At 47.8% G+C, this 24,709-nt stretch carries 26 protein-coding genes and 1 riboswitch; of the genes, 10 read left to right on the forward strand and 16 right to left on the reverse strand.

Annotated elements, in window-relative coordinates; translation table 11 throughout:
• The first annotated feature begins 212 nt into the window (after positions 1-212).
• On the forward strand, positions 213-1,607 hold the full coding sequence (locus ACYQ2N_RS22250; protein WP_460001781.1) for a uridine kinase family protein: 1,395 nt from the start codon (positions 213-215) through the stop codon (positions 1,605-1,607).
• Between the two features lie 99 nt (positions 1,608-1,706).
• Here the strand turns inward: ACYQ2N_RS22250 and ACYQ2N_RS22255 are convergent, their stop codons facing one another.
• The 5 genes from ACYQ2N_RS22255 to ACYQ2N_RS22275 are packed head-to-tail and all read right to left on the reverse strand — an operon-like array spanning position 1,707 to position 4,840.
• A complete protein-coding gene (locus tag ACYQ2N_RS22255) occupies positions 1,707-1,892 on the reverse strand; it encodes a 4-oxalocrotonate tautomerase (protein ID WP_460001626.1) in 186 nt (61 codons plus the stop codon).
• On the reverse strand, positions 1,873-2,217 hold the full coding sequence (locus tag ACYQ2N_RS22260) for a GIY-YIG nuclease family protein (protein WP_460001627.1): 345 nt from the start codon (positions 2,215-2,217) through the stop codon (positions 1,873-1,875). Before ACYQ2N_RS22260 ends, ACYQ2N_RS22255 begins: the two co-directional genes overlap by 20 nt.
• 5 nt (positions 2,218-2,222) lie before the next feature.
• Positions 2,223-3,035 (reverse strand): menaquinone biosynthetic enzyme MqnA/MqnD family protein, encoded by an 813-nt coding sequence (locus tag ACYQ2N_RS22265; protein WP_460001628.1) that lies wholly within the window; start codon positions 3,033-3,035, stop codon positions 2,223-2,225.
• Between the two features lie 44 nt (positions 3,036-3,079).
• Positions 3,080-3,751, reverse strand: a complete 672-nt coding sequence (gene nth / locus ACYQ2N_RS22270; protein WP_460001629.1) for an endonuclease III — start codon at positions 3,749-3,751, stop codon at positions 3,080-3,082.
• A 30-nt stretch (positions 3,752-3,781) separates the two neighbouring features.
• The gene (locus tag ACYQ2N_RS22275) at positions 3,782-4,840 is read right to left on the reverse strand and encodes an HD-GYP domain-containing protein (protein ID WP_460001630.1); all 1,059 of its coding nucleotides are present in this window, start codon (positions 4,838-4,840) and stop codon (positions 3,782-3,784) included.
• Between the two features lie 416 nt (positions 4,841-5,256).
• On the opposite strand from ACYQ2N_RS22275, the gene ACYQ2N_RS22280 reads away from it, so the two are divergent.
• Both ACYQ2N_RS22280 and ACYQ2N_RS22285 read left to right on the forward strand, forming a co-directional pair.
• Positions 5,257-6,009 carry a TSUP family transporter gene (locus ACYQ2N_RS22280; RefSeq protein ID WP_460001631.1) on the forward strand — a complete coding sequence of 251 codons (753 nt, stop codon included), beginning with the start codon at positions 5,257-5,259 and terminating at the stop codon, positions 6,007-6,009.
• A gap of 151 nt (positions 6,010-6,160) precedes the next feature.
• Positions 6,161-6,673 (forward strand): hypothetical protein, encoded by a 513-nt coding sequence (locus ACYQ2N_RS22285; RefSeq protein ID WP_460001632.1) that lies wholly within the window; start codon positions 6,161-6,163, stop codon positions 6,671-6,673.
• Positions 6,674-6,789: 116 nt separating this feature from the next.
• On the opposite strand, the gene ACYQ2N_RS22290 is transcribed toward ACYQ2N_RS22285, so the two are convergent.
• The gene (locus ACYQ2N_RS22290) at positions 6,790-7,092 is read right to left on the reverse strand and encodes a zinc-ribbon domain containing protein (RefSeq protein ID WP_460001633.1); all 303 of its coding nucleotides are present in this window, start codon (positions 7,090-7,092) and stop codon (positions 6,790-6,792) included.
• Between the two features lie 274 nt (positions 7,093-7,366).
• On the opposite strand from ACYQ2N_RS22290, the gene ACYQ2N_RS22295 reads away from it, so the two are divergent.
• Complete coding sequence (locus ACYQ2N_RS22295; protein WP_460001634.1) at positions 7,367-7,597, forward strand: transposase; 231 nt, start codon at positions 7,367-7,369, stop codon at positions 7,595-7,597.
• A gap of 861 nt (positions 7,598-8,458) precedes the next feature.
• Here the strand turns inward: ACYQ2N_RS22295 and ACYQ2N_RS22300 are convergent.
• From ACYQ2N_RS22300 to ACYQ2N_RS22310, 3 genes are read right to left on the reverse strand one after another with little or no spacing between them, the layout of a single operon-like run.
• Complete coding sequence (locus ACYQ2N_RS22300; RefSeq protein WP_460001635.1) at positions 8,459-9,535, reverse strand: VanW family protein; 1,077 nt, start codon at positions 9,533-9,535, stop codon at positions 8,459-8,461.
• Between the two features lie 49 nt (positions 9,536-9,584).
• The gene (locus ACYQ2N_RS22305) at positions 9,585-10,319 is read right to left on the reverse strand and encodes a PRC-barrel domain-containing protein (RefSeq protein ID WP_460001636.1); all 735 of its coding nucleotides are present in this window, start codon (positions 10,317-10,319) and stop codon (positions 9,585-9,587) included.
• A gap of 56 nt (positions 10,320-10,375) precedes the next feature.
• Positions 10,376-10,975 carry a tetratricopeptide repeat protein gene (locus tag ACYQ2N_RS22310; protein WP_460001637.1) on the reverse strand — a complete coding sequence of 200 codons (600 nt, stop codon included), beginning with the start codon at positions 10,973-10,975 and terminating at the stop codon, positions 10,376-10,378.
• Positions 10,976-11,503: 528 nt separating this feature from the next.
• On the opposite strand from ACYQ2N_RS22310, the gene ACYQ2N_RS22315 reads away from it, so the two are divergent.
• Complete coding sequence (locus ACYQ2N_RS22315; RefSeq protein WP_460001639.1) at positions 11,504-12,553, forward strand: sensor domain-containing diguanylate cyclase; 1,050 nt, start codon at positions 11,504-11,506, stop codon at positions 12,551-12,553.
• A gap of 1 nt (position 12,554) precedes the next feature.
• On the opposite strand, the gene ACYQ2N_RS22320 is transcribed toward ACYQ2N_RS22315, so the two are convergent.
• The 4 genes from ACYQ2N_RS22320 to ACYQ2N_RS22335 all read right to left on the reverse strand — a co-directional run bounded on the left by ACYQ2N_RS22320 (position 12,555) and on the right by ACYQ2N_RS22335 (position 15,733).
• On the reverse strand, positions 12,555-14,030 hold the full coding sequence (locus tag ACYQ2N_RS22320; RefSeq protein ID WP_460001640.1) for a citrate transporter: 1,476 nt from the start codon (positions 14,028-14,030) through the stop codon (positions 12,555-12,557).
• Between the two features lie 21 nt (positions 14,031-14,051).
• The gene (locus ACYQ2N_RS22325) at positions 14,052-14,681 is read right to left on the reverse strand and encodes a YigZ family protein (protein ID WP_460001641.1); all 630 of its coding nucleotides are present in this window, start codon (positions 14,679-14,681) and stop codon (positions 14,052-14,054) included.
• The gene (locus ACYQ2N_RS22330; protein ID WP_460001642.1) at positions 14,681-15,076 is read right to left on the reverse strand and encodes a thioesterase family protein; all 396 of its coding nucleotides are present in this window, start codon (positions 15,074-15,076) and stop codon (positions 14,681-14,683) included. The genes ACYQ2N_RS22325 and ACYQ2N_RS22330 overlap by 1 nt, the downstream gene beginning before the upstream one ends.
• Before the next feature lie 234 nt (positions 15,077-15,310).
• Entirely contained in the window at positions 15,311-15,733 is a 423-nt protein-coding gene (locus ACYQ2N_RS22335) for a CBS domain-containing protein (protein WP_460001643.1), read from the reverse strand.
• A 130-nt stretch (positions 15,734-15,863) separates the two neighbouring features.
• Here ACYQ2N_RS22335 and ACYQ2N_RS22340 point away from each other — a divergent pair, with 130 nt between their 5' ends.
• Positions 15,864-17,072, forward strand: a complete 1,209-nt coding sequence (locus tag ACYQ2N_RS22340) for an aminotransferase class I/II-fold pyridoxal phosphate-dependent enzyme (protein WP_460001644.1) — start codon at positions 15,864-15,866, stop codon at positions 17,070-17,072.
• A gap of 115 nt (positions 17,073-17,187) precedes the next feature.
• On the opposite strand, the gene ACYQ2N_RS22345 is transcribed toward ACYQ2N_RS22340, so the two are convergent.
• The 3 genes from ACYQ2N_RS22345 to ubiE all read right to left on the reverse strand — a co-directional run bounded on the left by ACYQ2N_RS22345 (position 17,188) and on the right by ubiE (position 20,967).
• The gene (locus tag ACYQ2N_RS22345; RefSeq protein ID WP_460001645.1) at positions 17,188-19,128 is read right to left on the reverse strand and encodes an APC family permease; all 1,941 of its coding nucleotides are present in this window, start codon (positions 19,126-19,128) and stop codon (positions 17,188-17,190) included.
• A 349-nt stretch (positions 19,129-19,477) separates the two neighbouring features.
• Positions 19,478-20,086 (reverse strand): DNA-3-methyladenine glycosylase family protein, encoded by a 609-nt coding sequence (locus ACYQ2N_RS22350; RefSeq protein ID WP_460001646.1) that lies wholly within the window; start codon positions 20,084-20,086, stop codon positions 19,478-19,480.
• Positions 20,087-20,232: 146 nt separating this feature from the next.
• Positions 20,233-20,967, reverse strand: coding sequence for a bifunctional demethylmenaquinone methyltransferase/2-methoxy-6-polyprenyl-1,4-benzoquinol methylase UbiE (gene ubiE / locus ACYQ2N_RS22355; RefSeq protein WP_460001647.1), 735 nt, complete (start codon positions 20,965-20,967; stop codon positions 20,233-20,235).
• 207 nt (positions 20,968-21,174) lie between these two features.
• Positions 21,175-21,283: riboswitch (TPP riboswitch) on the forward strand.
• A gap of 92 nt (positions 21,284-21,375) precedes the next feature.
• Here ubiE and ACYQ2N_RS22360 point away from each other — a divergent pair.
• The 4 genes from ACYQ2N_RS22360 to ACYQ2N_RS22375 all read left to right on the forward strand — a co-directional run bounded on the left by ACYQ2N_RS22360 (position 21,376) and on the right by ACYQ2N_RS22375 (position 24,404).
• Entirely contained in the window at positions 21,376-21,669 is a 294-nt protein-coding gene (locus ACYQ2N_RS22360; RefSeq protein WP_460001649.1) for a thiamine-binding protein, read from the forward strand.
• Between the two features lie 4 nt (positions 21,670-21,673).
• A complete protein-coding gene (locus ACYQ2N_RS22365; RefSeq protein WP_460001650.1) occupies positions 21,674-22,462 on the forward strand; it encodes an ABC transporter permease in 789 nt (262 codons plus the stop codon).
• Between the two features lie 99 nt (positions 22,463-22,561).
• On the forward strand, positions 22,562-23,551 hold the full coding sequence (locus ACYQ2N_RS22370) for an ABC transporter substrate-binding protein (RefSeq protein ID WP_460001651.1): 990 nt from the start codon (positions 22,562-22,564) through the stop codon (positions 23,549-23,551).
• A gap of 61 nt (positions 23,552-23,612) precedes the next feature.
• A complete protein-coding gene (locus ACYQ2N_RS22375; protein ID WP_460001652.1) occupies positions 23,613-24,404 on the forward strand; it encodes an ABC transporter ATP-binding protein in 792 nt (263 codons plus the stop codon).
• The last annotated feature ends 305 nt before the right edge of the window (positions 24,405-24,709 follow it).

The following is a 24,709-nucleotide window of genomic DNA, read 5'->3' on the forward strand; positions in this document are numbered from 1 at the left end:
TCTTCTTAAACATAAACAGATTTATTGTATTCGTCAACCTTTGACAAATTCCTGCCCCCGCAGCAGGTATCTCTGGTTCGATCAACATTTAACAACTTGGGGTTTGCAGGAAAACTTTCCTTCCTTGTTGAATATTCTTGAAAATGCCTAAAGAGACAATTCCTCTAAATCGCAACTTAACAGAAGCTAAAATACAAAATAGTTGGAAGGTGATACCCTTGATTGACAACACCCTGCGCCAATATCGGCAAAGCCTGATACTTGGCTTAGTCCTTGCTGTGCGGGACTTATTCCCGGACGAACGCCTTAAAGTTGCGCATTCCATTTTAGATGGGGTTTACTGCGAACTGCAAGGATCCCTGCTGTCTGTGCGCGAAGTAAGAATGATTGAACAAAAACTGGGGGAGTGGATTAAGGCAGACCGCCCGATCCTCTGCAAACCCGGCTCAGACGGGTACTTCTCCTGTGACATGGACGGTTTCGAAATCAAATCCCTCTTTCCAGCGCTGGAACGTTCAGGATTGCTTGAGCATTGCCGGTTGATCCACTACCCACCCGGATTTATCCTCCTCTACGCGGACTATGACAGGCCTGATTCTTGCCCGATTTATGTGCCGCCCGCAAAACTGTCCGCAACTTTCTCCCAGTCTCAGCGCTGGGTAGAGAACTTGCGCCTTTCCCAAGTACGGGATATTAACGCTAGTATCTCTGCCAACCGTTCTGAGGAACTTATCAGTTTGGCCGAAGCCTTGCACGAAAAGAAAATCTCCTTGATCGCTGATAGAATCCTGGAACAACGCCGCCATGTGCGGGTTATTCTGATATCCGGCCCCTCATCTTCGGGCAAAACAACCTTTGCCCAGCGCCTCTCGACTCAGCTCAGGGTAAACGGTCTCCGCCCGGTGGCGCTCTCCCTCGATGATTATTTCATCGCGCGCGAGGAAACTCCGCGCGATTCCTCCGGCCAATATGACTTTGAAGCACTCGAAGCCTTAGATCTCCCTTTGCTCGACTCTCATATCCAGACCCTGATTAAAGGAGGTGTGGTTGAAACCCCGATTTATGACTTTGTCAGCGGCCGTCGCCGCCCGCAGGGCAAGATCATGCACCTCGATGCCAACGAGATTCTGGTTATAGAAGGAATCCATGGACTAAATCCGCGTTTGCTTCCTTCGCTTGAGCGTGATCAGCTGTTCAAGGTCTATATCAGCGCTCTCTTTCAGCTTAACATTGACTCGTATAACCGGATCCCCACCACAGAAGTGCGCCTGATTCGCCGAATGACCAGAGATGTAAAATACCGCGGGATCAGCCCGGACAAGACCCTAGGCCAGTGGTGGAGCGTTAGACGCGGGGAAAATACCAATATCTTTCCTTACCAGGAAGAAGCAGATGTCATGTTTAATTCCAGTCTTCTCTATGAATTAAACGCTCTGCGCCCATATACCGAACCGCTGTTACAGTCAGTTCCCAAGGAAAGCCCTAATTATGAGGCCGCTTCCTACCTCTTGCGCCTACTCTCGTTCTTTAATCCTCTGGATACCGCCAAAGTCCCGTTTAATTCGATTTTGCGTGAGTTCTTAGGCGGCGGAATCTATAATTCTTAGCTTGAAGATCAACTGTCTTAGTTACTTCTTTTTCCCAAAAGAAAGCCCTCCCTAGTAGATAATTTCTTCTACCACGGGAGGGCTCTTTGCTTGGTGCCTCTACCTATCACAGGCTAATTTTCCGGCTTTAGCCAAGTTATCGCGTGACATGTCGCGCAGAATGATTGTCACATTCTCAGCTGGAGTATTAATCGTTTCTACTATAGCTTGTGTCACCTTTTCGACCAAGGCTCTTTTCTGGTCAAGAGTACGTCCCTCAAATAGCTCAATTTGCACTATCGGCATCGTGTTCCCTCCTTTCCTCGCGGACATAAATACTTATGCCAAAATCCAGATTATGTTTATGAGCTAGCGCACGGATTCGCTGCGGTTCAAGCAGAAGTTCTTCTTTCATTTTCTTGCTGCATTTTTTAAGGACTATTTCAAGGCGTAAAGCGTCACTCCACGTCTGGATTTCCCAAGCCTGGGCCAATCTGACCGGCAAACGACTGGCCGTGTATTTCGCACCCTGGGAACTATTATGCTGGTGCAGGCGGCGCTCAAGATCTGTAGTCGCTCCCGCATAGAGAGAGCAATCACCGCAGCGCGCTAAATAGACCCAATACCTCATACTCGTCAGCTCCAGAAATTGAGTCTGGGACGAGTTGGCAAAAAACCAAGCTCATAGCAAAAGTCGAAATATTGCTCCAGTCCTGTGACTGAATCCGGGCCCAGATCATAAGAAAAGCGGGAAAAATAGTCCTGCCAAAATGACTTCTCAGCACCCAGCATGTCCACACAGGCCTCATATATCTCTTCCCAGTTGCCCTGCGCTTGCGTTTTCGCAGTCAAAAGCAGTTCGTGCACAGCCCTCACTTCTCCAGCCTTTTCCCGGATTAATGTTTGCGGAAAAGCCCAGACAGCAAAGGTCATCGCATGCCCGGTAAAACGCAGCCATTCCTCACCCAAATCATAAATGTAACAACCAGGCCGAGAACGCTCGGCTTTAATCGCCGGGTCACCGATCAAAAGGGCGGCATCAGCCTGCTTAAACATTTCCTCCAGATTAGAAGGCAAAGTTAGGTAGGTGGGAAAAACTTCATAGAAGTGGTGCAGCAGGATTTTGGCAAGATGGACTGAAGTGGCCGAGAGATCGGTGAGGGCAACCGTTCTGCCAGCTAAATCCTCGAGCGGAGCCTTGGCAAAAAGCAAGATTGACCCCACTCTCCCCTTGTTCGAAACTGACAGATTCGGCAAAACTGCATATTCCTGCCAGTGCTCACCATAGGAGAAACTGCTGATAGGAGCCAAGTCAATTTCACCTAACTCCAATAAGCGATTGTGCCCAGATGGTTCGTCCGTGACCCTTTCCAGCAAAGGATTGTCCCAATCAAGTAAATGGAACATCGGGAGCATATTGGTATTCGGATTATGTCCTATGCGCAGCATTTGATTCACCCTCCGCCATTTTACCACTTATCCGGGAATAAGAGCTAGGTTTTAGTGTTTTGTTCCAGTCTCGAGTGCGACTCCTTGTGTTCATGGCATTCACTAGCGAGCGGGCACAAACGGCATTGGGGCTTGCGCGCAGCGCAAATCCTTCGCCCGTGAAAAATCAGCAGGTGGTGAGCTTTGCTCCAGTGCGCGCGCGCAAACACTTGCTTCAATTCTTCTTCAACCTTTTCCGGTGTGCTTCCTTGAGCCAGCCCCAGCCTCCTGGCAACTCTAAAAACATGGGTGTCTACTGCCAAAGCGGGTATCCCGAAGGCATTGCTCCCCACTACATTCGCCGTTTTGCGCCCAACCCCAGGGAGCTTTTGCAGTTCCTCCAGATCTGCCGGGATCTCTCCTTCGTATTCGTCAAGCAACACCCGGCACATGGCTAAAATATTTTTCGCTTTATTGTGGAAAAGCCCCAGCGATTTGATCCTCTCTTCCAAACCCACTTGACCCAATGAAAGATAATCTTCCGGAGTTTTAAGCTCTGCAAAGAGCGACCGGGTAACCATGTTTACCCGGTCGTCCGTACACTGGGCTGAAAGGATTGTTGCTATCAATAACTCAAAGGGATTTTCGTACAGAAGCTCGCACTGAGCCTCGGGAAAACGCGCTTGCAGTATCTCATAAACATGAGCACCGAGACGCTGCTTATCTATCTCATCCATGGTTTTGCGTAGTTCCTTCTGTTAATACCACTAACTTAGAACCTCCGTGATAAATATTGTTCGCTCTTTTATCATGTCATACTCTTTACCTTTGCTAGTGCCGAGTTCTTCATCCCCAAACACCCTGACCACAGGCCGGGCGGGCATGCTCAAGTTCTGGTCTACAACCACGCCGATTTCTCCTGTATTTAGTCTGACAGTTATGCCGGTAGGATATGCAGCCACGTTCTTGAGAAAGACCCGCACAAATTCAAGTGGAAATATTTTCTCTGCTGCACCCATCAGTATCTCACAGGCTTCGTGCGGCATCACCCGCTTTAAGCCGGAATTGTCAGCGGTCAAACGGTCATAGAGGTCCACTAAACCCACTATTTGGGCCATGGGATGTATCTCCCCTTCTTTAAGCCCCCGGGGATAGCCGGTTCCGTTCATGGCCTCGTGATGCTGAAACGCTATATGGGCCACAATTAGGCTGAATTCTTTTTTCTTGCGCAAATCCTCAAAACCTAAAGTGGTATGGGTTTTGAACCGTTCAATATCATCTGCGCTCCAGTTTTCAGGGTTCTTTAGCAAGTGTTGGTCAAAATGCACCATCCCTGTATCGTGCATCAAACCCCCGATGGCCAGAGTCTCTAGCTTTTCGTAGTCGAAGAGCATGGCCTTGCCCAGAACGGTGGCCAAAACGCAGACATTAACAGAATGCGCAAAACCAGCGTTATCTCGGCTACGCATATCCATCATGCTCACGAGGATATCATGCTGAAACAATATCTTTTCCACAATTTTATTAACCACTCGTTTAAGTTCGAAACCATTAGGATCTTTGCCTAGGCGGATCGCTTGGGTGCTCTTTTCAATGACATCCATCGCCTCGCGCCGTTCTTCTTCCCCAATAACATCTTCAATAACTACATCATCATAGCTGTCATCTTCAATATAGACGATCGAAATGCCCATATCTTTGAGCTTACTGATAAAGAGCGGGGTTAACTTTACTCCTTTGCCGAGCAGCACCCGGCCTTTGCTGGAGTAAATCGTCTTGCCCAAGACGTCCCCAATCTTAAGTGAATTTACTCCTACCTGCCGCACTTAGGCTTTGCTCCTTCCTCGTTCTGCCAACTATTTCCGAAATCAGATTTTCTGCATGCCTGGTACGGGCTTAACGGAAATCCCTGCGGTTAGGCTTCCATTCTAATAGTAAGCCTTTTGTCATTAATAAACCGTCTAAGATTATCCTACACTATTTTCGCCATCTTTCACAGTCCTGTTTTCAGTAATTGTTGTTGTTCTCTTTTCAGGAATAACGCGCAAGTGCCTGTCGGAGAACGATGCCGGTCTGATGCGTGATATGCGTGATACGTGATAATGACAGATTATTGATTAGGAGGTATACTGAAAAGGAGTCAGAATATACTGTCCTCCATCCTCCAAAATTCCGACATACTCCCCTCCCTGCACACTACGCGGATAATATCTAATAAACTAGTAACAGAGGAAGAAAATAGATGCTATTTACATTAATTACGATCTGTATTCTTGGATTTATCGCAGCAGCAGTCGATGCTATCGCGGGCGGAGGCGGGCTTATCAGCCTGCCAGCCCTTTTAGTGGTAGGAATCCCTCCTCACCTCGCATTAGGCACGAACAAATTTGCCGCGACCGCAGCCTCGATGAGCAGCGCCATTACTTTTGCCCGCTCTGGCAAAACATCCTGGCCTATTCTCAAATGGCAGATACCTTTTACACTGGCTGGAGCAAGTCTAGGCGTGCTCGCAGTTCTGCGTATAAGCTCCTCTTTCTTGTCCATGGCCGTGCCGGTGTTAATTTTACTCGTAGGAATTTATACCGTCATTCATAAGGAATTTGGGATAGAAAACCGCTTTCAGGGGTTAAACCCCCTCAATCTAGTAATGGCCTGTTCGTTCGCATTCGCGATTGGGTTTTACGACGGTTTCTTCGGCCCTGGCACAGGTTCGTTTCTCATCTTCGCCTTTGCCACTTTCTTAGGCTTTGATTTTTTAACCGCCTCGGCCAATGCCAAAGTCTTAAACTTCATGAGCAATTTTGCTTCCTTGCTCCTCTTTGCCTGGAATGGGAAGATCCTCTACCTCTATGGAATCCCCATGGGACTATTCATGATACTCGGTTCCTATTTTGGCTCAAAGCTGGCGATCAAACGAGGTGCCACCCTAGTAAGGCCCATTTTTGTGACAATGTCATTTTTGGTGGCGGCTAAACTGATATATCAAGCATTTTAACTTGGCAGGTAAAGGAAAGGATTAGCGACAGAGTGTCGTAAATCCCCCCCCGTAAACAGGGACTTTTACGACACATTTTCGGGAAAAAGACGTTATGCGGCATCTAAGTTATTAATGGTAATGGAGAGGACGAGGGGGTATGAGAAGGATCTTGGCAGCAGTGGGTAGTCTCCTGGTGTTAGAGATGTTATGGGGTTGCGGTACCCCCATCACTTCCATTTCTGCGGTTGACAAACCCAGCGTTACCGTTGTGCCATCTGGAACAGCCATCAAAGTAGGCGATTATAAATTGACTGGCGAATTGCCAGACGGCTGGGAAATACCTCTTTCAGGAGAAAACAAGGGGCATATCTTAAAAAGAGGAAAATCAGTAGGGCTAATTGAAATCGTTGGCTACTATGGCGAGCCATCTGGTATTCCAAACCATAGTTCAATTGTTAGATCAGAGGACATTGTCTCGGGGCTTGGAAAGGGAAATCTTTCTTTATTGGAACGGTCTATGCCGGCAGCGTCTCCAGACCAAAAGACTTGGATTGAAATCTACTCTCTTATTCCTATTAAGGATCAGAACTTGGCTTTTAGTGTTTGGGTTGATACCAACAACGTTGATCTAAATAACGACCTAACAGCGATAAAGGGTATACTTGGGGGGCTGGTTTGTTGAAATATTTCTCCAGGAGCCTTAAATGCAGCAAAAAGATGATATCATGTCTCAAATTAAATTTGGGCAAAAAAAAGCCTTCCCAGGTGTTAAATCCTAGAAAGGCCTCTTTTAAATGTTTACCAATTGCTTCGTGTACGTGGTTGGTAACAGTCACGGCAATATACTGGCTTGTCACCGCTGGGTTGGAAAGGTACTGTGGTTTCTTTCCCACAAGTAGCACAGATTGCAGGAAACATTTCCCGTTGTGGACGAGAGTATCCACTGTTGGATCTAACTTGGGCCTTTCTGGCAGAACGGCATTCCGGGCACCGACCAGGTTCATTGGTGAATCCCTTTTCCTCGTAGAATTCTTGTTCGGAAGCGGAGAAGGTAAACTCGCGACCGCAGTCCTTACAGGATAAAACTTTGTCTTCAAACATAAAAAAACCTCCAAAATATATTACCCGCTACATGGGAAGTATTCATAGCTTCCTAGAGCTTTAGGCAATAGAGAAGGTTTTCGTAAATCCACAAATACTAACGAGCTTGTTAAGTATAACTGTAACGCAGGTATAAGTCAAATATTTCAAATAACTAATTACCTAAAAAGAGCAACGTCACATAACTTATTAGAGATTTATGATGTTCCTAGACACATAAAATATAATGGACCCAAGAATTTAGACAAAAAAATGAGGAGGATTAAACAACAAATTGGGTGTTCGAAGAAAGTTTACAGACGAGTTTAAGACCCAGGTTGTACTGGAAATTCTCAAAGAAGAAAAAACACTTGCTCAGCTTTCCTCAGAGAATGGGGTATCCTCGACCCAACTGATTCGTTGGAGAGATCAGGCTATTCGGGGCCTTAACGGAGCTTTCTCAGATGAACGAAAAGTCCAAGATGCCATCAAGGCACAATATGAAGCAAAAATTGAGGAACTTTAAATGGACACGTCAGTAGATGGCACTCTATTTCCGGATCCAACATTGAAAAACCACGAGGTTATTCATCGTCTAGTTCCAACGTATAGACCCGAGGATTTTATGCATCTCTTGCAACTGTTCTTCCGCAAAGGATGTTGCGTCTGTGAAAAAGGACATCCTGACTACCTGGGGGTTATCCGCTTTTTTCAACCAGTATTCTTTTCCCGAAATGCTGTATATGTGTCGCCATAAGATGCCGTTCATTCGTTGACATAGCCGTTAAGGTTAGCCTCCGTAATCGGTTTTAGGGAGTTAGTATTAAAGTCATTGGCATAAAGACAAGGATGTAAAGGCTAAGAATCAGGGTCAAGATAGACACTTTTTCACCTAACCCCTCCAGCAAGTTTTACTTCATTCTTATTAACAGGATATTACTCCTAGACATAGGATTCTCCATAAGTGTAATCGAGTGAGGCGGCACGGAAATCAATTAGCGGCCATGAGGCAATAAAAAACCGCGCTAGTTAGCGCGGAATAGGATCATCTTGGTTGCCGATTGCAGCTTATGCTTTGAGCTTACCACCAGCGGCGCCTGCGCCACGGATACGGAGGGAAAGCCCACCATGGATAATGATGCCAATAATGTCTTCGATGACGACGAGGGCGTCCATCCATTATTATCACTCCTTCACAAGTTCGTTAAAGTTCGCTTCATTTAATTTTCAGAAACAAGTTGCTGTTCAAGGAGTTATAGTTTATACACCATAATATGGCATTAACAATTTGTCTCGTTCCTGATGGAAAAGCTCTCTGCCTTATTGAGTGGCAGAGAGCCGTATAAATAATCTAAAGTTCGTTTTGAACCGCAAGAAGTATTTCTTGTCACTTCGGATCATTCACCCAATCCTTAGGCTGGATTGGGTATCCATCCGGACGCTCGAGTGCCAAATGCTTTGCGTCTGCGGCACCAAAAATTCTAATTCTCAGCCAGTCGGCACCAGTACGGGAGCTTAGAAGCAAATAACCTGATGTATCATTGCGAAAACGAAAATCTAATGTCCCATACGCAACCGTAGCGTCATTTCCCTTCGGGACATAATATACCGGCAAACTATGTGAGTGCCTTTCTTCAATAGCCAGGTTAGCTTGTCTGGCAGCTTGGTAAAGTGTGGTGGAATCCTGGCATACCCCACCGCCGTCTGCTCTGATAACTTCATTAGCGGAAAATATATAGGCAGGCAGGTACCCGGAGGCTACTGTCCTCTCCCCCACAGTCCCGTTGAAGGAAAACACTTCGCCCGGTGCAATCAGCCGCCCGTCCAAGGCTGCCGCAGCTAAACGCACATTGTTGGTGCGTCCTTTGTCATTCATATTAAAGTAAGTCGTATAATCTCCGAGGATATTTTGGATCTTATCTACTTCAGCGTTATCAGGATGTACTGGGATTTCTGTTACTGCCAAAGTAACTGACCCGCTATTACTATCCAGTAAGCGGCTCCAGGATTCCTTAAGGTTCAGCTCAAGGCCTGTTTGCCCTTCTTTTATTACCAGCTTGCTCCCCTGGTAAACGATCGAAGCCGCACGGGGCTCTCGGTTTATCTTGGTCTTTAGGCTTTCCAGTTGTGGCATGATTTCGTCCTTGAGCAAAATCTCCGGCGGCTCTAAGCTCAGCCTTCCGGCCAGAAAACGGAAAGGAGCCGCCAGTCCTGATGCTGGCACATACTGTTCATGCAGCCAGTTCGTTAGAGATTGGCGCGAGCGGGTGGTCTCAAGGGGAAACTTACTGCCATCATATAAGACTTCGGTCGGAATCACTGCCTCAATCTCAGCCCAAGCCTGGCTTTCAGTTGCTCCAGACAAATCCTTTCCCCACACACGGAAACCAGTGGGTGCCTTATCATGTTCCAATCCGTAAGCAATTGAACTTCCAACCAGAACGGTGACCAGAACTTGCAGCACCAGCAGGCCTATTAACAGATGTCCTTTTTTCATAACTCACAACAGATTATTAGTTCTTACTTAAGTGGGAGGTGATTTCCATCAAAGTCGTACGCGCGGTGATTTTACGGATAGTATCTTCGGTCATAGGCTGGCCTGCAGGCAATACCTCTCCATTATCCAGAGTAATATCTTTATCTACGCTCTTACCGATGAAATACTGAAGTTGGCGCTGTTCGAACAAGTTAAAACCACTGTCATCCCCGTCAGAGGAGTAGTTGTCTTCCTGGGCTGGCGCAGGCACTTGGGCTGCTTCAGTTGGTAACACGCTTGCAGAAGCAGGTTCTCCTTCCACAATTAAAAGTTCCTTGCCGAAGGTTACGATTTGGTCGGAGTCAACCTGATGGCGGTTACCCTCGGTGTCAACAAAGATACATTCCTCAATCTTGGCGGTTTCTTCATTAACCAGGAACTCTTCCACTTCCCCAATAAGCTGCCCTTTCTTGGTCAGAACTTTAGTCGCAATTACTCGTACATCCTGGCGCAGTAGTTCTTGGACATTCTGATTGTGAGCAACATCTTGGATCACTTTCGGATCAGGAATGGTTAAGGCAAATTCCCCCAGACCGACGACATCGCTAAAAGCAATTACTTTAGCCCCGAAATAATCTGAAGTTTGATCCGTAACAAAAAAGTCGACAGTTCCAGCTTGCGGATTTAGAACATAATCCTTAATCTGCCCTACTTGTGTGCCCTCGGCTACACTAATAATCCTCAAGCCAATAATCTCCCGGGTCGGTTTCATCTGTGAATTTCCTCCTCTAATTAAAAAATTTTAGGTTTAAGGTTGATCCATACTCATTAGCTGAGAAGGTTCTCCTTGCTCAGCCACGCTGTCATTTGGGTTCTTTGCTCAGGCGCAAAACGATGGGCATACTCCTGCCAATAATACGTAAGCAACTCTTGGGCATAAGCTCTTTTGTTAACCGCCAGCCACAGAGTGCAAGCGTCCATGATTAAGTAAAAGGCCAAATCCGGAGCTGGGCGCAGGCTCAGAGCACGTGAGAACCATTCGGCTGCAGACTGATAGCGTCCAGCATTCTTAGCCGCAAACCCCCAATTAATGAGGTCTTCCAAGGTTATTTCAGGCTCGACAACCTCTTGTCTCAGGATTTTCTCCTGTCCATCACCTGGAAGATTTTCGGACACCATTTGTACTGCAATTTGCGAAGCCTCCGGCTCAGCTTTATCCAAATGCGCTACGACTTGTGAAAGCTCCGTTTGTAGCGGCGGGACATCCGATAGATCCGCAGTTTCCGAGGTCTCCGTAGTTTCCCAGATCTCTATAGACACCTGAGTCTCTGGTGTTTCCGAAGCTCTTGTAAGTTCCTGTTCCTCTACAGTTTCCGTAAGCTCTTGGGACGCTATCCCTGAAACTTCCTTATTATTACTGTCTGTCATCCCCGTCTTCTCCGGTGACTCTGTTTTCTCTGGTGACTCTGTTTTCTCTGGTGACTCTGACGTCCCTATCTTCTTAGTAAGCCAGAGCGGAGGCAAAATTACCGTTAAGGCTGTAAATCCAACCCACCAGAATACCTGGTTATAGCGAAGTGCAAAAGGGAGAAGCAAAACCTCTGCAGTTAAGACAAGGCCAATGAACAGACCGTCCTTTTTCCTAAGTCCGAACCAATGGGCTATCCTGCTCAAGAGCACTATAAATGGGAGGCTGCCTGCAGCCGCAGCAACTTCATAGGCTAAAATGAGGTCTCCCCCCTTACTTTCTCTCTATGCGATTTATTCGACAGATCTCAAGCTTTCTCCTTCTATTTGCGTAAATATCCTCCCTGCGACAAGAAAAGCCGTATAATTTGAAGAAATATTTATCAGACAAAAAAATGAAAAATATAATTAGGTAGAGGAATATCAAATTTAACAGAGAATAATAAATAGCATCAGGCAGTAGTGGGATTTCTTGTAAGGAGGCCTGGTATGCCGGACAGAAATTCGCCATCCGACAGGATTGTCGAGCAATTGCAAGAAGAAATCCGTTCTCTTGAAACCCGTTTGGAAGAAGTTCATCTTTATACGCATGTCCTTCTTGAAATAGCGAGAGCCTTAAATGCGTCTCTTGATACACGGGTAATCGCAAGCAACATTATTAGCGCCATCTCAGCCCTAGTTGCGGTTGAGAAGGCCTCGGTATGTCTATGCGTAGATCTGGGCAAATCCATTGAAGTTATTGGCTTATTCGATTCTTCCACCCCTTATCCCAAATTTCCCCCTAACTACGATTTTTCATCTATACGGAAAATCATGGGTGAGGAGAAAACTGTTTATTACCCACAGCATGACGAAGGCCCGTGGGGTTTAGTTTGCTGCCTTCCTTTGCTAAGCGCCCAGCGTAAAATCGGCTGTATCAACATCCATTCCATCAGGCAGCCTGAAATTACCCAGTCCCAAATGGAGTTTTTAGAAACACTTGCAGGTTATGCGGCTTCCGCGTTGCACAATGCCCTCCTCTACGCACTCGTGCAAAGAGATTCTATTACCGATGGTCTGACGGAAGTATACAATTATAGATATTTCCAGAGAAGGCTGCGCGAGCATATTTCTCTGTGCCAACGGCGTCAGCCCCATTCTTCTCTTGGCTTGCTCATCCTTGATGTAGATAATTTTAAGAGTTTCAATGACCGCTATGGACACCAGTTTGGGGATATCGTCCTTAAAACGGTAGTGAAAGTGTTGGCAACTCATTTACGTGAAGAAGATATCCTGGCCCGTTACGGCGGAGAAGAATTTGTGCTCCTGGTCCCGGAGGCTACGGATGAAACGATTACAACGGTGAGTGAAAAAGTACGTAATCTCATTCAATTTACCAGAATAGTAAACCCTGACACGGAAGAAGAAGTTTCAATTACCGTAAGCATCGGAGCAACCTTATGGCGTCTCGAAGACACTGTTACTTCCCTAATCGCCCGTGCAGACAATGCCCTCTACCGCGCCAAAAACACCGGTCGCAATCAAAGTGTACTTGAGTGACTTATAGCCGCATCATAGTCCAGAGGTAAGCCACCGCCAAAGCGGTAAGATATGAAGGCAAATTATACTTAACCAGAGTCTGGGCTTCGACCCCGGCCACGGCCGCAGTCACAGCCGCAAAACCCCAAGGAATGAGCACTGCGCCGGTCCATATTGAAGCGATCTGTCCTAAGACAGCCAAGGGAGCGAGGGGCAAACCGGCAGCTTCACTAAGGGCAACTGCTATGCCTCCGGTAAGAGGCAAACCGGAAAACCCTGAACCATCCATAGAACCTAGCATTGCGGTTAACATCACAAACAATCCGGCTATCCATTTGTTCAAAGGAAAAACGTGCGCCAGGGAAGTGGCGAAATCACTGAAAAAGCCCGGCTCATGGCGGTCGAATACAGCTAACGTACCTGTCGCCGTTCCCATAAAGAAAAATCCCGCCATAATAATTATTGGGGTAAAAGTACTGATGGAAAAGCGCAGACCGTGGCGCACATACTCTACAAAAGTGGAAAAGGCGTTTCCCCTGTCTTTTAACAAGGTTCCGGTTATTAAGATAATAAGCGTAACTCCCCCGATTATGGCGCTTGCTCCATCCCCTTTTATCTTCCCTAAGATTAAAATTGCAATCGCCACCGCATAGCCGCACAGAACAAGAAATCCGATCATACGGGCCGCAGGGTTCGTATTTTTTGGATGAGCCCCTGTGTTCTCAATTTTTGTCTTACTAGCTAATTTGCTCTTACCTTGGTTGCCTGCCTGAGTATGTGGCAGAATTGCTGTCATTGCGCCCGTGTGTTTGCTTAAACGGCGTTGCTGCCAGTCTCCAACCGCTGCCGCTGCTAAACCGCTTGCCAAAACCACGGGCCAGAGAGCATCTAACACACTTGCTAACGGTAAACCGGTGGCCTTGCTTAATAAAGAAGGAGCTCCTTGAATCACGAAGTCTCCCGAAAGGCCAAGCCCCTCTCCGAAAATAGCCAGGCTCATCGCAATGGCCATCGGATTAAGGCCAGACCGACTCAAAGTCGGAACGAGCACCGCTCCCAGAAGGGTTACGGCGGGAGTAGGCCATAAGAACAAAGTCATACCCCACATCACAACCCCTAAAACCCAGTAAGTCAGCACCGGGTTGCGCAGAGTTTGCAGAGGCTGGGTAATAATAACATCAGCTCCGGTATCCTGTAACAGTTTTGTGAGTGCTACAACCATTCCGATTAAGAGAATTATGGTTAAGAGATTCTGCATTGAAAGCATGAGCGCCCGGAACATGATCTCGAGAGCCCCGGGAAAGCTGAACCGTTCCGCCAAACCGACAGCCAAAATCCCTAAAGCCCCGGGTAATATAGGCTGTTTGCGTGCGATCAACGTCGCAATTATCACCAGAATAAATCCCAGAAACACCCAATGGGCCAGTGTGAACAGGACGACCACCACCTTAAGCCCTAATAGTGTGGCCTCATCCCCTTCTTTATATGTGTAAAACACCGCTTGCTTCGGCGGTGTTTGCTAATTCCCGGGACGCCAGATTGTCGCGCCTTTCTCACAGGCAGCTTGTCCAGCTGTATACTCAGTAAGCCAACTCCCGAAGGTTTCAGCTTCGGCCAGCGGAATATAGGTCTCAACTTCAACGAATTCTGTAAAGTTTTCCTTGCCTGCCTCCCACCCGCGCTGACTAAAATGATATTTGACCTGATCGTACCAGGAATAGGGAATATGAAGGATAAAAACAACGTGCGGCTGCAGCAGTTTAAGTGACGCCTGTTCCAGAACCTCGCGCGCAGTCGAACTGTACGCTCTGGTTAACCCGCCCGTGCCCAGCAGGATTCCGCCAAAATACCGTACCACGACCACTAACACATTCCAGACGTGCTTATGCTGGAGCACATCGAGGATGGGTCTCCCTCCTGTTCCTTGGGGTTCCCCGTCATCTGAAGCTCTCTCTGTCTGTCCTTCTTTCAGGCGATAAGCATAGACATAGTGGCGGGCATTAGGATAGTGCTCACGAATAGCTTGAAAAGCATCTTCAATTTCTGCGGAATTGGTGACCGGAGTTATGATCCCGATAAAGCGTGATTTGTCGATCACCTGTTCCCAGGTTTCTTTCCCCGCGACTACGAAAAAGCTCTCCGGCTGCATCAGATCCCTTGTTCCTTTCCTTTAGCATTCACTTTATCCAGGAACTTGGAGCTATCAATAATAAAGCGTTCATGCCTTCCTTCTCCGATCTTTTCCTGTTCATCGAAAGCCTCCACGCTAAAGACAAGGCGGCGGCGGTCGATTTCTATTAACTCAGCCGTAGCCCAGACCTTTAAGCCAAGGGGAGTAGCTGCCAAATGCTTAATCTCAAGTGCGGTTCCCACGCTAGACTCCCCAGGCACTAGATCAAGTGCCTGCACAGCAGCCTCTTCCATCAGCGCAACCATGGCCGGGGTGGCAAAGACTTCAACCAAACCGCTCCCCAATGCCTTAGCCGTATTATGTTCCGCGACCACTGTCTCGGCACGGCCTTTTTGCCCTATTTGAACAGCCATATAATCACTCCTCATCTTGAACCTCTCACAATCAATTATACCACATAATAATCGCGTATCTCACGTGTATCTCATGATGTATCTCATGATCTATTCTTATCGCGAATGCATAAAATAATCTAAAAAAGAAAAAGCGTCCAACGTTATTTACGCTAAACGCTCTTTCCGTATTAATAGCTGCTGCCAATGTCGTTGGTCAGATTAATTTCCCGCTTTGCCAACATCGCTTTTCTGTTAGTGCTGCACTCCCTGGGAAATGTCGCTTAAAGCTTCTCCTGCCTCGTCAATATGGATCTGCTCAACCGCCAAATCTCCCAAAGCTAAGATCCCGATAATTTTCCCCTGCTCTACGACCGGGAGGCGGCGAATCTGCTTATTTGACATCAGATCAGCTGCTTCGTGAATATCGGCATCCGGGCCGATCGTTGTAACATTCGTACTCATCGCTTCTGAAGCTTTCATCGAATTAACATCTTGCCCTAAGGCCACTGCCCGTATCACAATATCCCGGTCTGTTACTATTCCCATCAAGTGCTGCTGCTCACATACGGGCACAGAACCAACATCCTCCTCTTTCATCATTTTAGCCAACTCCAACAAGGATGAGTTGGGACTAGCGCACTTAACTTGGGAAGTCATGATATCCCGTACCTTCATCTGAATTCCTCCTTAACGACATATCGTCATGCATAGTTTGATCTAATAAGCAAAAATAATGCGCCCAAAATATCCCACTTATAGCATCCCTGCCTATGCACAAACTAACAACAAATCGGAGGGATGCAACGTGAAACACTCAGAAAAATTAAAACATCTTCCCCCCTATCTATTTGCCCAGCTCGATCAGCTCATTCATGAGAAAAGCGCGCAAGGGCAGGATCTGATCGTGCTCTCTAAGTCAGACCCGGACAGGCCGACCCACCCTAACGTCGTAGAAATACTGCGTGAGCAGGCCGTTGAACCCTTAAACCATCACTACCCTGATTTTGACGGGCTTAAACTCCTGCGTGAGCAAACCGCCGCTTGGTATGAGACCCAATACGGGGTCAAACTCGACCCGGACCATGAAATTCTTCCTCTCCAAGGCTCAAAAGAGGGAATTGTGCATTTCTGCCAAGCCTGGCTTGATCCCGGCGACCTAGCTTTAGTTCCTGATCCCGCCTTTCCCAGCTACCGCACTGGGGTAATACTAGCGGGCGGCAAGCCATATTCCATGCCGCTTAAGGCCCCGGATTTTTTGCCTGATTTCCGAGAAGTACCCACGGACATTGCGCGCAAAGCTAAATTAATGTTTCTTAACTATCCGAATAACCCGACAGCTGTCACTGTCTCAACTGAATTTTGGGAAGAAACCTTGGACTTTGCACGCTCGTTTGATTTAATCCTGGTCAATGACCATGCATATGCCATGACTAAGTTCGAGCATGATGTCGCTCCCAGCTTATTGTCGGTCCCTGGGAGCAAAGAACGCTCCCTAGAATTCTTCACCTTCTCCAAAGCGTATCATATGGCGGGCTGGCGGCTGGGACTGGCAGTAGGTAATGCGGAGATTCTCCAGGGACTGAAAATTATTGAAACCCATGTCAACGCCGGAATTTTTAATCCGATCCAGTATGCAGGCGCTGAGGCTATGCGTCTAAGCTTAAAGCCCAATTTCTTTGTTATGGACAATAAAGCTTATGCAGAACGCCTTAAACGCTTGGTGGATTTCTTTAATTCTTGGGGTTGGAGGCTTAGAGCGCCAAAAGCCACAGTCTATCTCTGGGTTCCGGCACCTGGGAATATGGATGGAGATGAGTTTACCCACTTCTTATTGGAAGAAGCAAATGTGGTGGTAGCTCCCGGCAGCGGCTTCGGAGAAGAAGGCAAGAATTATGTGCGCTTTTGTGTCACCTACCCGGATGAAACGGTTGACAAAGCCCTCAAAGCTATGCATTCAACTTTCGAACGCGCTGAAACCCCGCCTCCTCACTATCCTGACCACGCGGCCCGCTAGGCAAACCAACAAACTTCAGACCCAATGCTGGATCCTTTCACAGGGCGATATTAAGAGGGACCGAACCCAAAAGCTTGAAAAATTGTCGCGCTTTCGAGTTGGCTCCCCCAATATCCTAAGCCGAATGGGGAGCCGTGCGATAAGCCTCCCGTTCAGGCGGGTGGTGATAAGGAACGCTCGTAACAAGAATATTTTTGCGGAATAACAGCATTAACTTGATTAACTGCCCTGTTTGGTTGTGCAAGATATTGTGCCACATCTTTGACGGAACATATTCCGGAATGGCAACCGTAATCGTGTCAAAGTGTTGTCCTTGCTTTTCAAGCTTGTCAAGGTAACTAAAAAAGTCGTGAACCGTGGCGCGATAAGGGGAATCTACGATTTCCAGGGGAATTTCAATTTGGTGTTCCGACCAGTGCCTGAGTAGCTTTTTTGTACGTTCCGGATCTGAAGCGATATGGACGGCTGTAACCTGAGGAGTTAACGAATGAGCGTATTTAAGCGTTTTGAGCACGATCAGATTAAGGTCATAGACCGGCACAACAATTTTGTTTTTATATTCCGCCAGATCAATATGAGCCCGCCGCCGTTTAAGTTTAGCCTGGTTCAGGCGGTAATCTGCCAAAGCCTCAGGCGTAACCGCTAAGTCCTGAAGTTCGCTGCGGTAAACCGAGCCAATCGTGCGAAAAACCAGGACCAGCAAGGGCAGGGCAACCAGAACAATCCAGGCCCCTTCCCTGAACTTCGTCATAATAAAGACGAGGAAGACCAAAAACGATACGGCTCCGCCAAAGCTAAAGATACTAAAATCGGATACCCACCTTTTTTCTTTCTCCTTCCAAGTATGAAGGGCCAGCCCGATCCCGGTCAACGCGAACGACAGCAATACTCCGATCGCGTATAAAGGAAGCATCGTATGAGTATCCCCATGAAATACTAGGATAAGTACCACAGAAACTGTTAACAGGAACCAGATTCCAGTATTATACACCAAGCGGTCTCCCATGTTTTTGAAATAACGTGGCACATAGCCATCGCGGGCCATCAAACTGAGCAATATCGGTAAACCGGCAAAAGGAGTATTGGCAGCGATGACTAAGATTGCTGCCACTGTTCCCATCAGTAAATAATAAGGAATCGTCCGACCAAACACAATCAAACCCAGTTGATTCAAAATTGTGTTGTCTTCTGAGGGCACCAAATGATAGGACCCGGCTAAATAAGTAAGTCCCACTAAACCTACACCGACTACTACCGCTAACACAATCAGAGTACGGATGGCTCTTGTCTGCGCCGGAGCCTTAAAAGCTGACACACCATTGCTTACCGCCTCAAAGCCAGTGAGGGCGGTCGTTCCACCTGCCACAGCCCGGGCAAACAAAAACCATGTCATTCCACCGGTAGTACCTGCTGTCAGTTGAGCCGTTCCGACCGGTGTTACACCGTGAAGAACTATCTCAGTCACCCCTGTGACCACGAGCAAACCTAAAGTGAAGATGTAAAGGTAAACAGGCAAAGCAAACAAGCGGGCTGATTCTCTGAGCCCGCGCAAATTTATCCAGGCCACAAAAAGTATCACCAGGCAATCCGCCAGTACCTTATGTCCGGTGGGTACCAACCAGGGAAATACCCCTGTTAGGTTTTCAATCGCCGAACTCACACTCACTGATACAGTCAGAACATAATCGAGAGTTAAACTGGCTCCCGCGATTAAGCCAAAGGTTTCTCCCAAATAGGCTTTAGCAATAGTATAGGAGCCTCCGCCTTGCGGGTATTTCTGGATCGCCTTGCGGTAGACAAGTAGGATGCTCACTAAAAGCACCACTATTAACGAAGAGGCTTTCATGATATAACTGTAGCCAAGCGCCCCGGCAGCTAGCAACACATAAAGCATCGCATCTGGAGCATACCCCTCGGAAGAAATAATATCGGACCCGAAAATTGGCACTCCACCCATAACTCCCACCTTAGCGTGCTCGGCATTCTGAGTCGAAAGGGGGTGTCCAAAGATCCAGGTGCGAAGTTTGAGCCAGAAAATCGTGTTCGACGTAGCCATCTTGCCTTATCCTCCTAATCAATGACCTATCTGTAAGAAGTTTTTCTTATTAGTTTGTGCCTTAATCTAAGTAAGATATACAAACCTCAACAGCACTCGCGCAATAACGAACAAAGTATAGTCTTATAAAAGTAAATACTCAATTACCGAATAAGCTTATTTAACATGGATTTAATCAATGGCGGTTCGTAGGGTATTGCTTTAGTTCTTCGCTCCTTGTCAATCTAATATTTAGCCCATAAAGCAAGGCTGTCCCCCAACACGTTTCGGGACAGCCCCTATAACTTCGATTTACTCTTTATCAAGCTGATAAAATTCTTCACAAAGCATCTAACAGGGTGATAGTTCTTTACGCCCTCCCGTCATTTTCCAGACTCCGCCATAGGTACCAGGCTGCTACCGTCTCGTGTGGTGCCCAACCCTCAAAATACTCTTTAACCGCCTCCACCGTTGGCATTTCTGACAAATCGTACACTCGCTGAACAGCTTTGCGGATGCCAAAGTCCGAGGCCGGAATCACCCGTGGGCGGTTAAGGGAAAAAATAAGAAACATCATAACTGTCCAATCCCCTATTCCTTTGACTTTAGTTAGAATGCCCCTGATCTCCTCATCATCGAGCCCGCCAAGTTCAGCAAGGGGAATGTCCCCTGTTAAGGAACTGCGCGCAAGTTCCAGCAAGGTTTCTCCTTTGCGTCCCGAGATGCCAAGCGCACGCAACTCTTCCGTACTCAAACTCGCCAAGGCCTCAGGCGTAAGCCTCCCGTTTAGTTGGGCAAGCAGGCGTTCAGCCAGAGCGCGGGCTACTTTGCCGGAAATCTGCTGAGCCAGGACGCTTTCGCATAGCTCCCGAAAATACTCTGGATGAGGCATAAGCGGGCAGATTCCCCACTTACGCACCACCGGTCCTAAATGTTCATCTTCTCTCAGGGCCACAAAAGCTGCTTCAGCTTGTAGCAATCTCGCACCTACTTTCCCATGTCTTTCCCCTTCACACTCACAGCCCTTAACCGGAACTTTTACCTGAACTTATACTAAACTTATTGCTGAACTTATGTCGCAATTTGTCCCTCAACTTTTTACCCCGGCTTCGCCCGGCACTCCCGTTAGTTGCCCTGCTTGGCCGCCGGTTTTCTCCCGTAAACCACAGCCACTACTCCTCCGGCCAGATTACGGTAGCCCGTCTCAGTCAGGCCGCACTCTTTAAATATACGCGCCAGTCTCTCCTGGGCAGGAAAGGTGCGGGCTGAATCGTGGAGATAGCTGTAGGCGCTTCTCTTGCCTGCCCAAAGTTTGCCCATCGCAGGCACAAGTTTTTCAAAGTAAAGCCAATACATCTCTTTGAAAACCGGTGTGGATGGTTTCGCCATATCTAGGGAAACTACCCATGAGCTAGGCTTCACGACTCTGGTCATTTCCTGAATTCCTTTCTTTAAGTCAGGCAAATTTCTTAGCCCCCAGCCGACAGTAGCTCCATCGAAGCTGTTGTCCGCAAACGGCAAATCCATAGCATCCCCCTGGAGCAATTTTATGTTTTGAGCCAAGGGTTTATCTTTGACAAGCACCCTGGCCTCAGCCAGCATCTTTTCCGAGAAATCAACGCCTGTAACCTGCCCCTTCGGGCCTACAGTCTTCGCTAATTCATAAGAAAGTTGGCCGGTGCCACAGCACACATCAAGCATTTTATCCCCCGGCTTGGCTCCGGAAAAACGCACGGCAACCTGACGCCAGCGCCTGTCCATACCCAAACTCATCAGAGTGTTCATTAAATCGTAGCGTCCGGCAATCGTATTAAACATATCCCGGACATATGTAGCTTTGTCTTTTCCTGCAAAATCCATTTTGATTCTCCTCGAAACTCTTTTCCGGTGATTACCCTTCTGCTTAATAGTAAGCAATCTAAAGCCCTTTGTCCAGAAGTATAACCCAAGTACTGGACATTATCCAAAGCAGTCGATGTCGAAAAACTCCGCCAGCTGTCCGAATCTTCTGGGATATTGCTGTTGCATTTAGCTCTTTGGTATGCTAGGATAGGGCTAGAATTAAAGAGTGAGACTCAAGGGAGCTGGAACAGCCGGCTGAGAGGGACGACCTATTCGTCCGACCTTAAACCTGATCTGGGTAATGCCAGCGTAGGGAGGTGTAACGCGCCGCATTACAGTGCGGTTTTTAGTTTTTAAATGCTGAACCGTTAAAATTTCTTCTTAATGAATTCAGGCTCAAGAAATTGAAATTAAGGAGACTAAAATATGCCAAGAATCACAATGTCGTTTCAAGTTATTCCCTTTGTTGAAGAAGCCCGTATTTATGAGGTGGTGGATGCTGCCATTGACGTTGTAGCAAGGAGCGGTGTCAACTACGAAGTAGGCCCCCTGGAAACCGCCATGGAAGGAGAACCGGAGACCCTGTGGCAGATAATCCGCCAGGCTCAGGAAGCATGCATAAAAGCCGGGGCTTCCCGCGTCCTTACCAATATTAAGATGGATTACGTTCCTTCCGGCTCCACCATCGCGGAAAAAATCGACAAATACCGGGGGCAGTAAACAGGTGGACAAATACCGTGACCAAGGACTTTCTGTGCCCAAGCTCCGCCAAAGCATTCCCGCCTTAATTCTGCTCATTATTGTCCTCGTAGTCTGGGAAATGGCCGTAAAAGGCCTCAAAGTTCCCTTATGGCTGTTACCTGCCCCCAGCCAGGTGGGCCAAGCTCTGTGGCAAACAAGAGAACTGCTCTGGCAGCATGCCTTAACTACGGTGATGGAAACCACCGCCGGTTTTGCCCTAGCGGTGTTGGCCGGAATAGCCACCGGCTTAATCATGGGGATTTTCCCGCTGGTTAAACGTCTCTTTTATCCTTTTCTGATTATTTCCCAGACCATCCCGCTGATTGCGGTCGCCCCCCTCTTGATTCTCTGGCTTGGCTATGGCCTCCTGCCTAAAATAATTACCGTAATTCTCGTGTGCTATTTTCCCGTTACCATCAGCCTCCTTGAAGGGCTGGAAACGAGTGACCCGGACTTCACAAGACTCCTCCGCTCAATGGGTGCCAGCCGCTGGCAAATACTGCGCTTGGTGCGTTGGCCTCACGCCCTGCCTTCCCTCTTTGCCGGGCTGAAAATAGCCGCAACTTACAGCGTCATGGGAGCAGTAATCGGGGAATGGCTTGGAGCCAGTTCCGGCCTCGGAGTGTACCTTACTAACTCATCCCATTCTTTTCTCACGGACAGAGTATTTGCCGCCATCTTAACAATTACCGTGTTAAGTTTTGTTTATTTCCTCTTGATTTCAGCCCTTTCATGGTTAGCTCTCCCCTGGCTGACCTCAGATAAGAAGTGAACAAAACCACCCAGCACAGTGAACTGAGACTACTTAGTTAAAAATAAACAAAAAATTACTTAAACAAAAAACTACTTAAGTAAAAGGAGTAAAATTAATATGAAAAAGCTATTAACTGCCTTAGTGGTGTTCGTCCTGTTGCTGACAGGGTGCGGGAGCACCGGCCCTGCCCCCTCAAACCAAAGCCTGACCCCGGTCACCATCATGCTTGACTGGTCACCCAATACCAACCACACCGGGCTTTATGTTGCGAAGGATAAAGGATTCTTTAAAGACCAAGGGCTCGATGTCCAGATTGTGCCGCCCTCCAGCCAAGGCACTGTCGAACAGCTGGTAGCTACCGGTAAAGTTGCCTTTGGGGTCAGTCAGCAAGAACAGGTCACTACCGCCCAGGCGAGCGACCTGCCGCTTGTATCCCTGGCTGCAATTATTCAGCACAACACTTCCGGATTTGCTTCCGTCCCGGAGCGCAATATCAAAACAGCCAAGGATTTCGAAGGAAAAACCTACGGCGGCTGGGGGCTCCCCTCAGAGGAAGCTGTACTTAAGGCACTGATGCAAAAGGAAAACGCGGACTTCAAAAAAATTAAGATAGTTAATATCGGAGAGGCAGATCAGCTCACGCTCCTGTCCAAAGATATTGACACCACCTGGATTTTCTACGGCTGGACCGGAATTGAAGCAGAGTTGCGCAACCAGCCCCTAAACATGATCTGGCTTAAAGATGTCGACCCGTCCTTGGACTATTACACGCCGGTCATAACCACCGGTGCCAACAACATCAAAACTAATCCTGACCTCGTGCGCCGCTTTATGAAGGCTACCAGCGATGGCTATAAGTATGCCATCGCGAATCCGGCTGACGCAGCGGAGATCCTGATCAAGAACGCTCCCGAAGCTAATCCGGATCTCATCAGAAAGAGCCAGGCTTGGCTCAGCCCCAAATACCAAGGAGATGCACCCCGCTGGGGAGAACAAAAAGCCGCTGTCTGGGAAAACTACGCCAAATGGCTGGTCGAGCGCAACCTCCTGCAGAAAATGATCGACCCGGCCAAAGCCTTCAGCAATGAGTATCTGCCAGCGAAATAATATCTGGTCTAAATAGCTTTATGGTGTCGGATTGCATGAACGAAGCCGAGGTGAAGTATCGATGCTTGCTCTTGAAAATGTGTCCAAATCTTACGCAGGCGGTCGCCTGACAGTGCTTGACTCGCTTAACCTTGAAATTGAATCGAGCCAGTTTGTTTCCCTGATCGGCCCCTCCGGCTGCGGCAAGAGCACACTCTGTAACCTCATATCCGGGCTGGAACTGCCGGACGGGGGCAGAATCATGCTGAATGGGCGTCCGATCCAAGGCAGCGCTGGGAATGTCGGCTACATGCCACAAAAAGACTTACTCTTTCCTTGGCGCAACCTCTTAGATAATTTGATTTTAGGCAGTGAAGTCCGGCGTCAGGATAAAGGGAAAGCCCGTGAGGAGGCTCTTATCTGGCTCAAACGCCTTGGTCTCGAGGGATTTGCCCATAATTACCCGCACCAACTTTCCGGAGGGATGCGCCAGCGCGCGGCTTTAGTCCGAACCATACTTTTCGGGCAGGACACCCTGCTGCTTGATGAACCATTCGGAGCACTTGACGCTCTCACCCGCCGCCACATGCAGGAATGGCTGCTCTCTCTCTGGCATGAAACTCGGCATACCGTTCTTTTTATCACGCATGATATCGAAGAAGCGATTCTCCTGTCGGACCGGGTCATTGTCTTAAGCCAGAGGCCTGCTGCAATAGTTATAGACCTACCCGTGCCTTTTCCCCGTCCACGCCACCCTGACATGCTATTGCGTAAAGAAGCCATTAAACTAAAAAAAGAGCTGCTTGACGTCCTCTCTGCCGAACAGACAGAGGATATACGCGAGTTATCTTTACTAAAGAAACAAGTACTATAGCTTAAACGTCTACCTGGATTGCACCGTAATAGTCCCCTAATAAAAAGATATTCTTTAGCAAAATTCAGGAGCGGTTAGACCGCTCCTGAATTTTTTTTGCCATCTACGCAATTTTTGTGTAACCAAATAGAGGGTTTAATACGTCTATAAAATAGAAGAAGTATTATAAGGGGAGTGGGTTAATGAATAGCTTAGACTTTTTCGCAACAGCAGTTTCTTTCTCGTTTTTAGGCTATGCTCTCTGTTATCTTACCATGTCACAGCGTGGGGAGAAGCCCCGCACCCCGGACGACAGGGGTGTAAAT

The organism is Paradesulfitobacterium aromaticivorans, assembly GCF_054657415.1.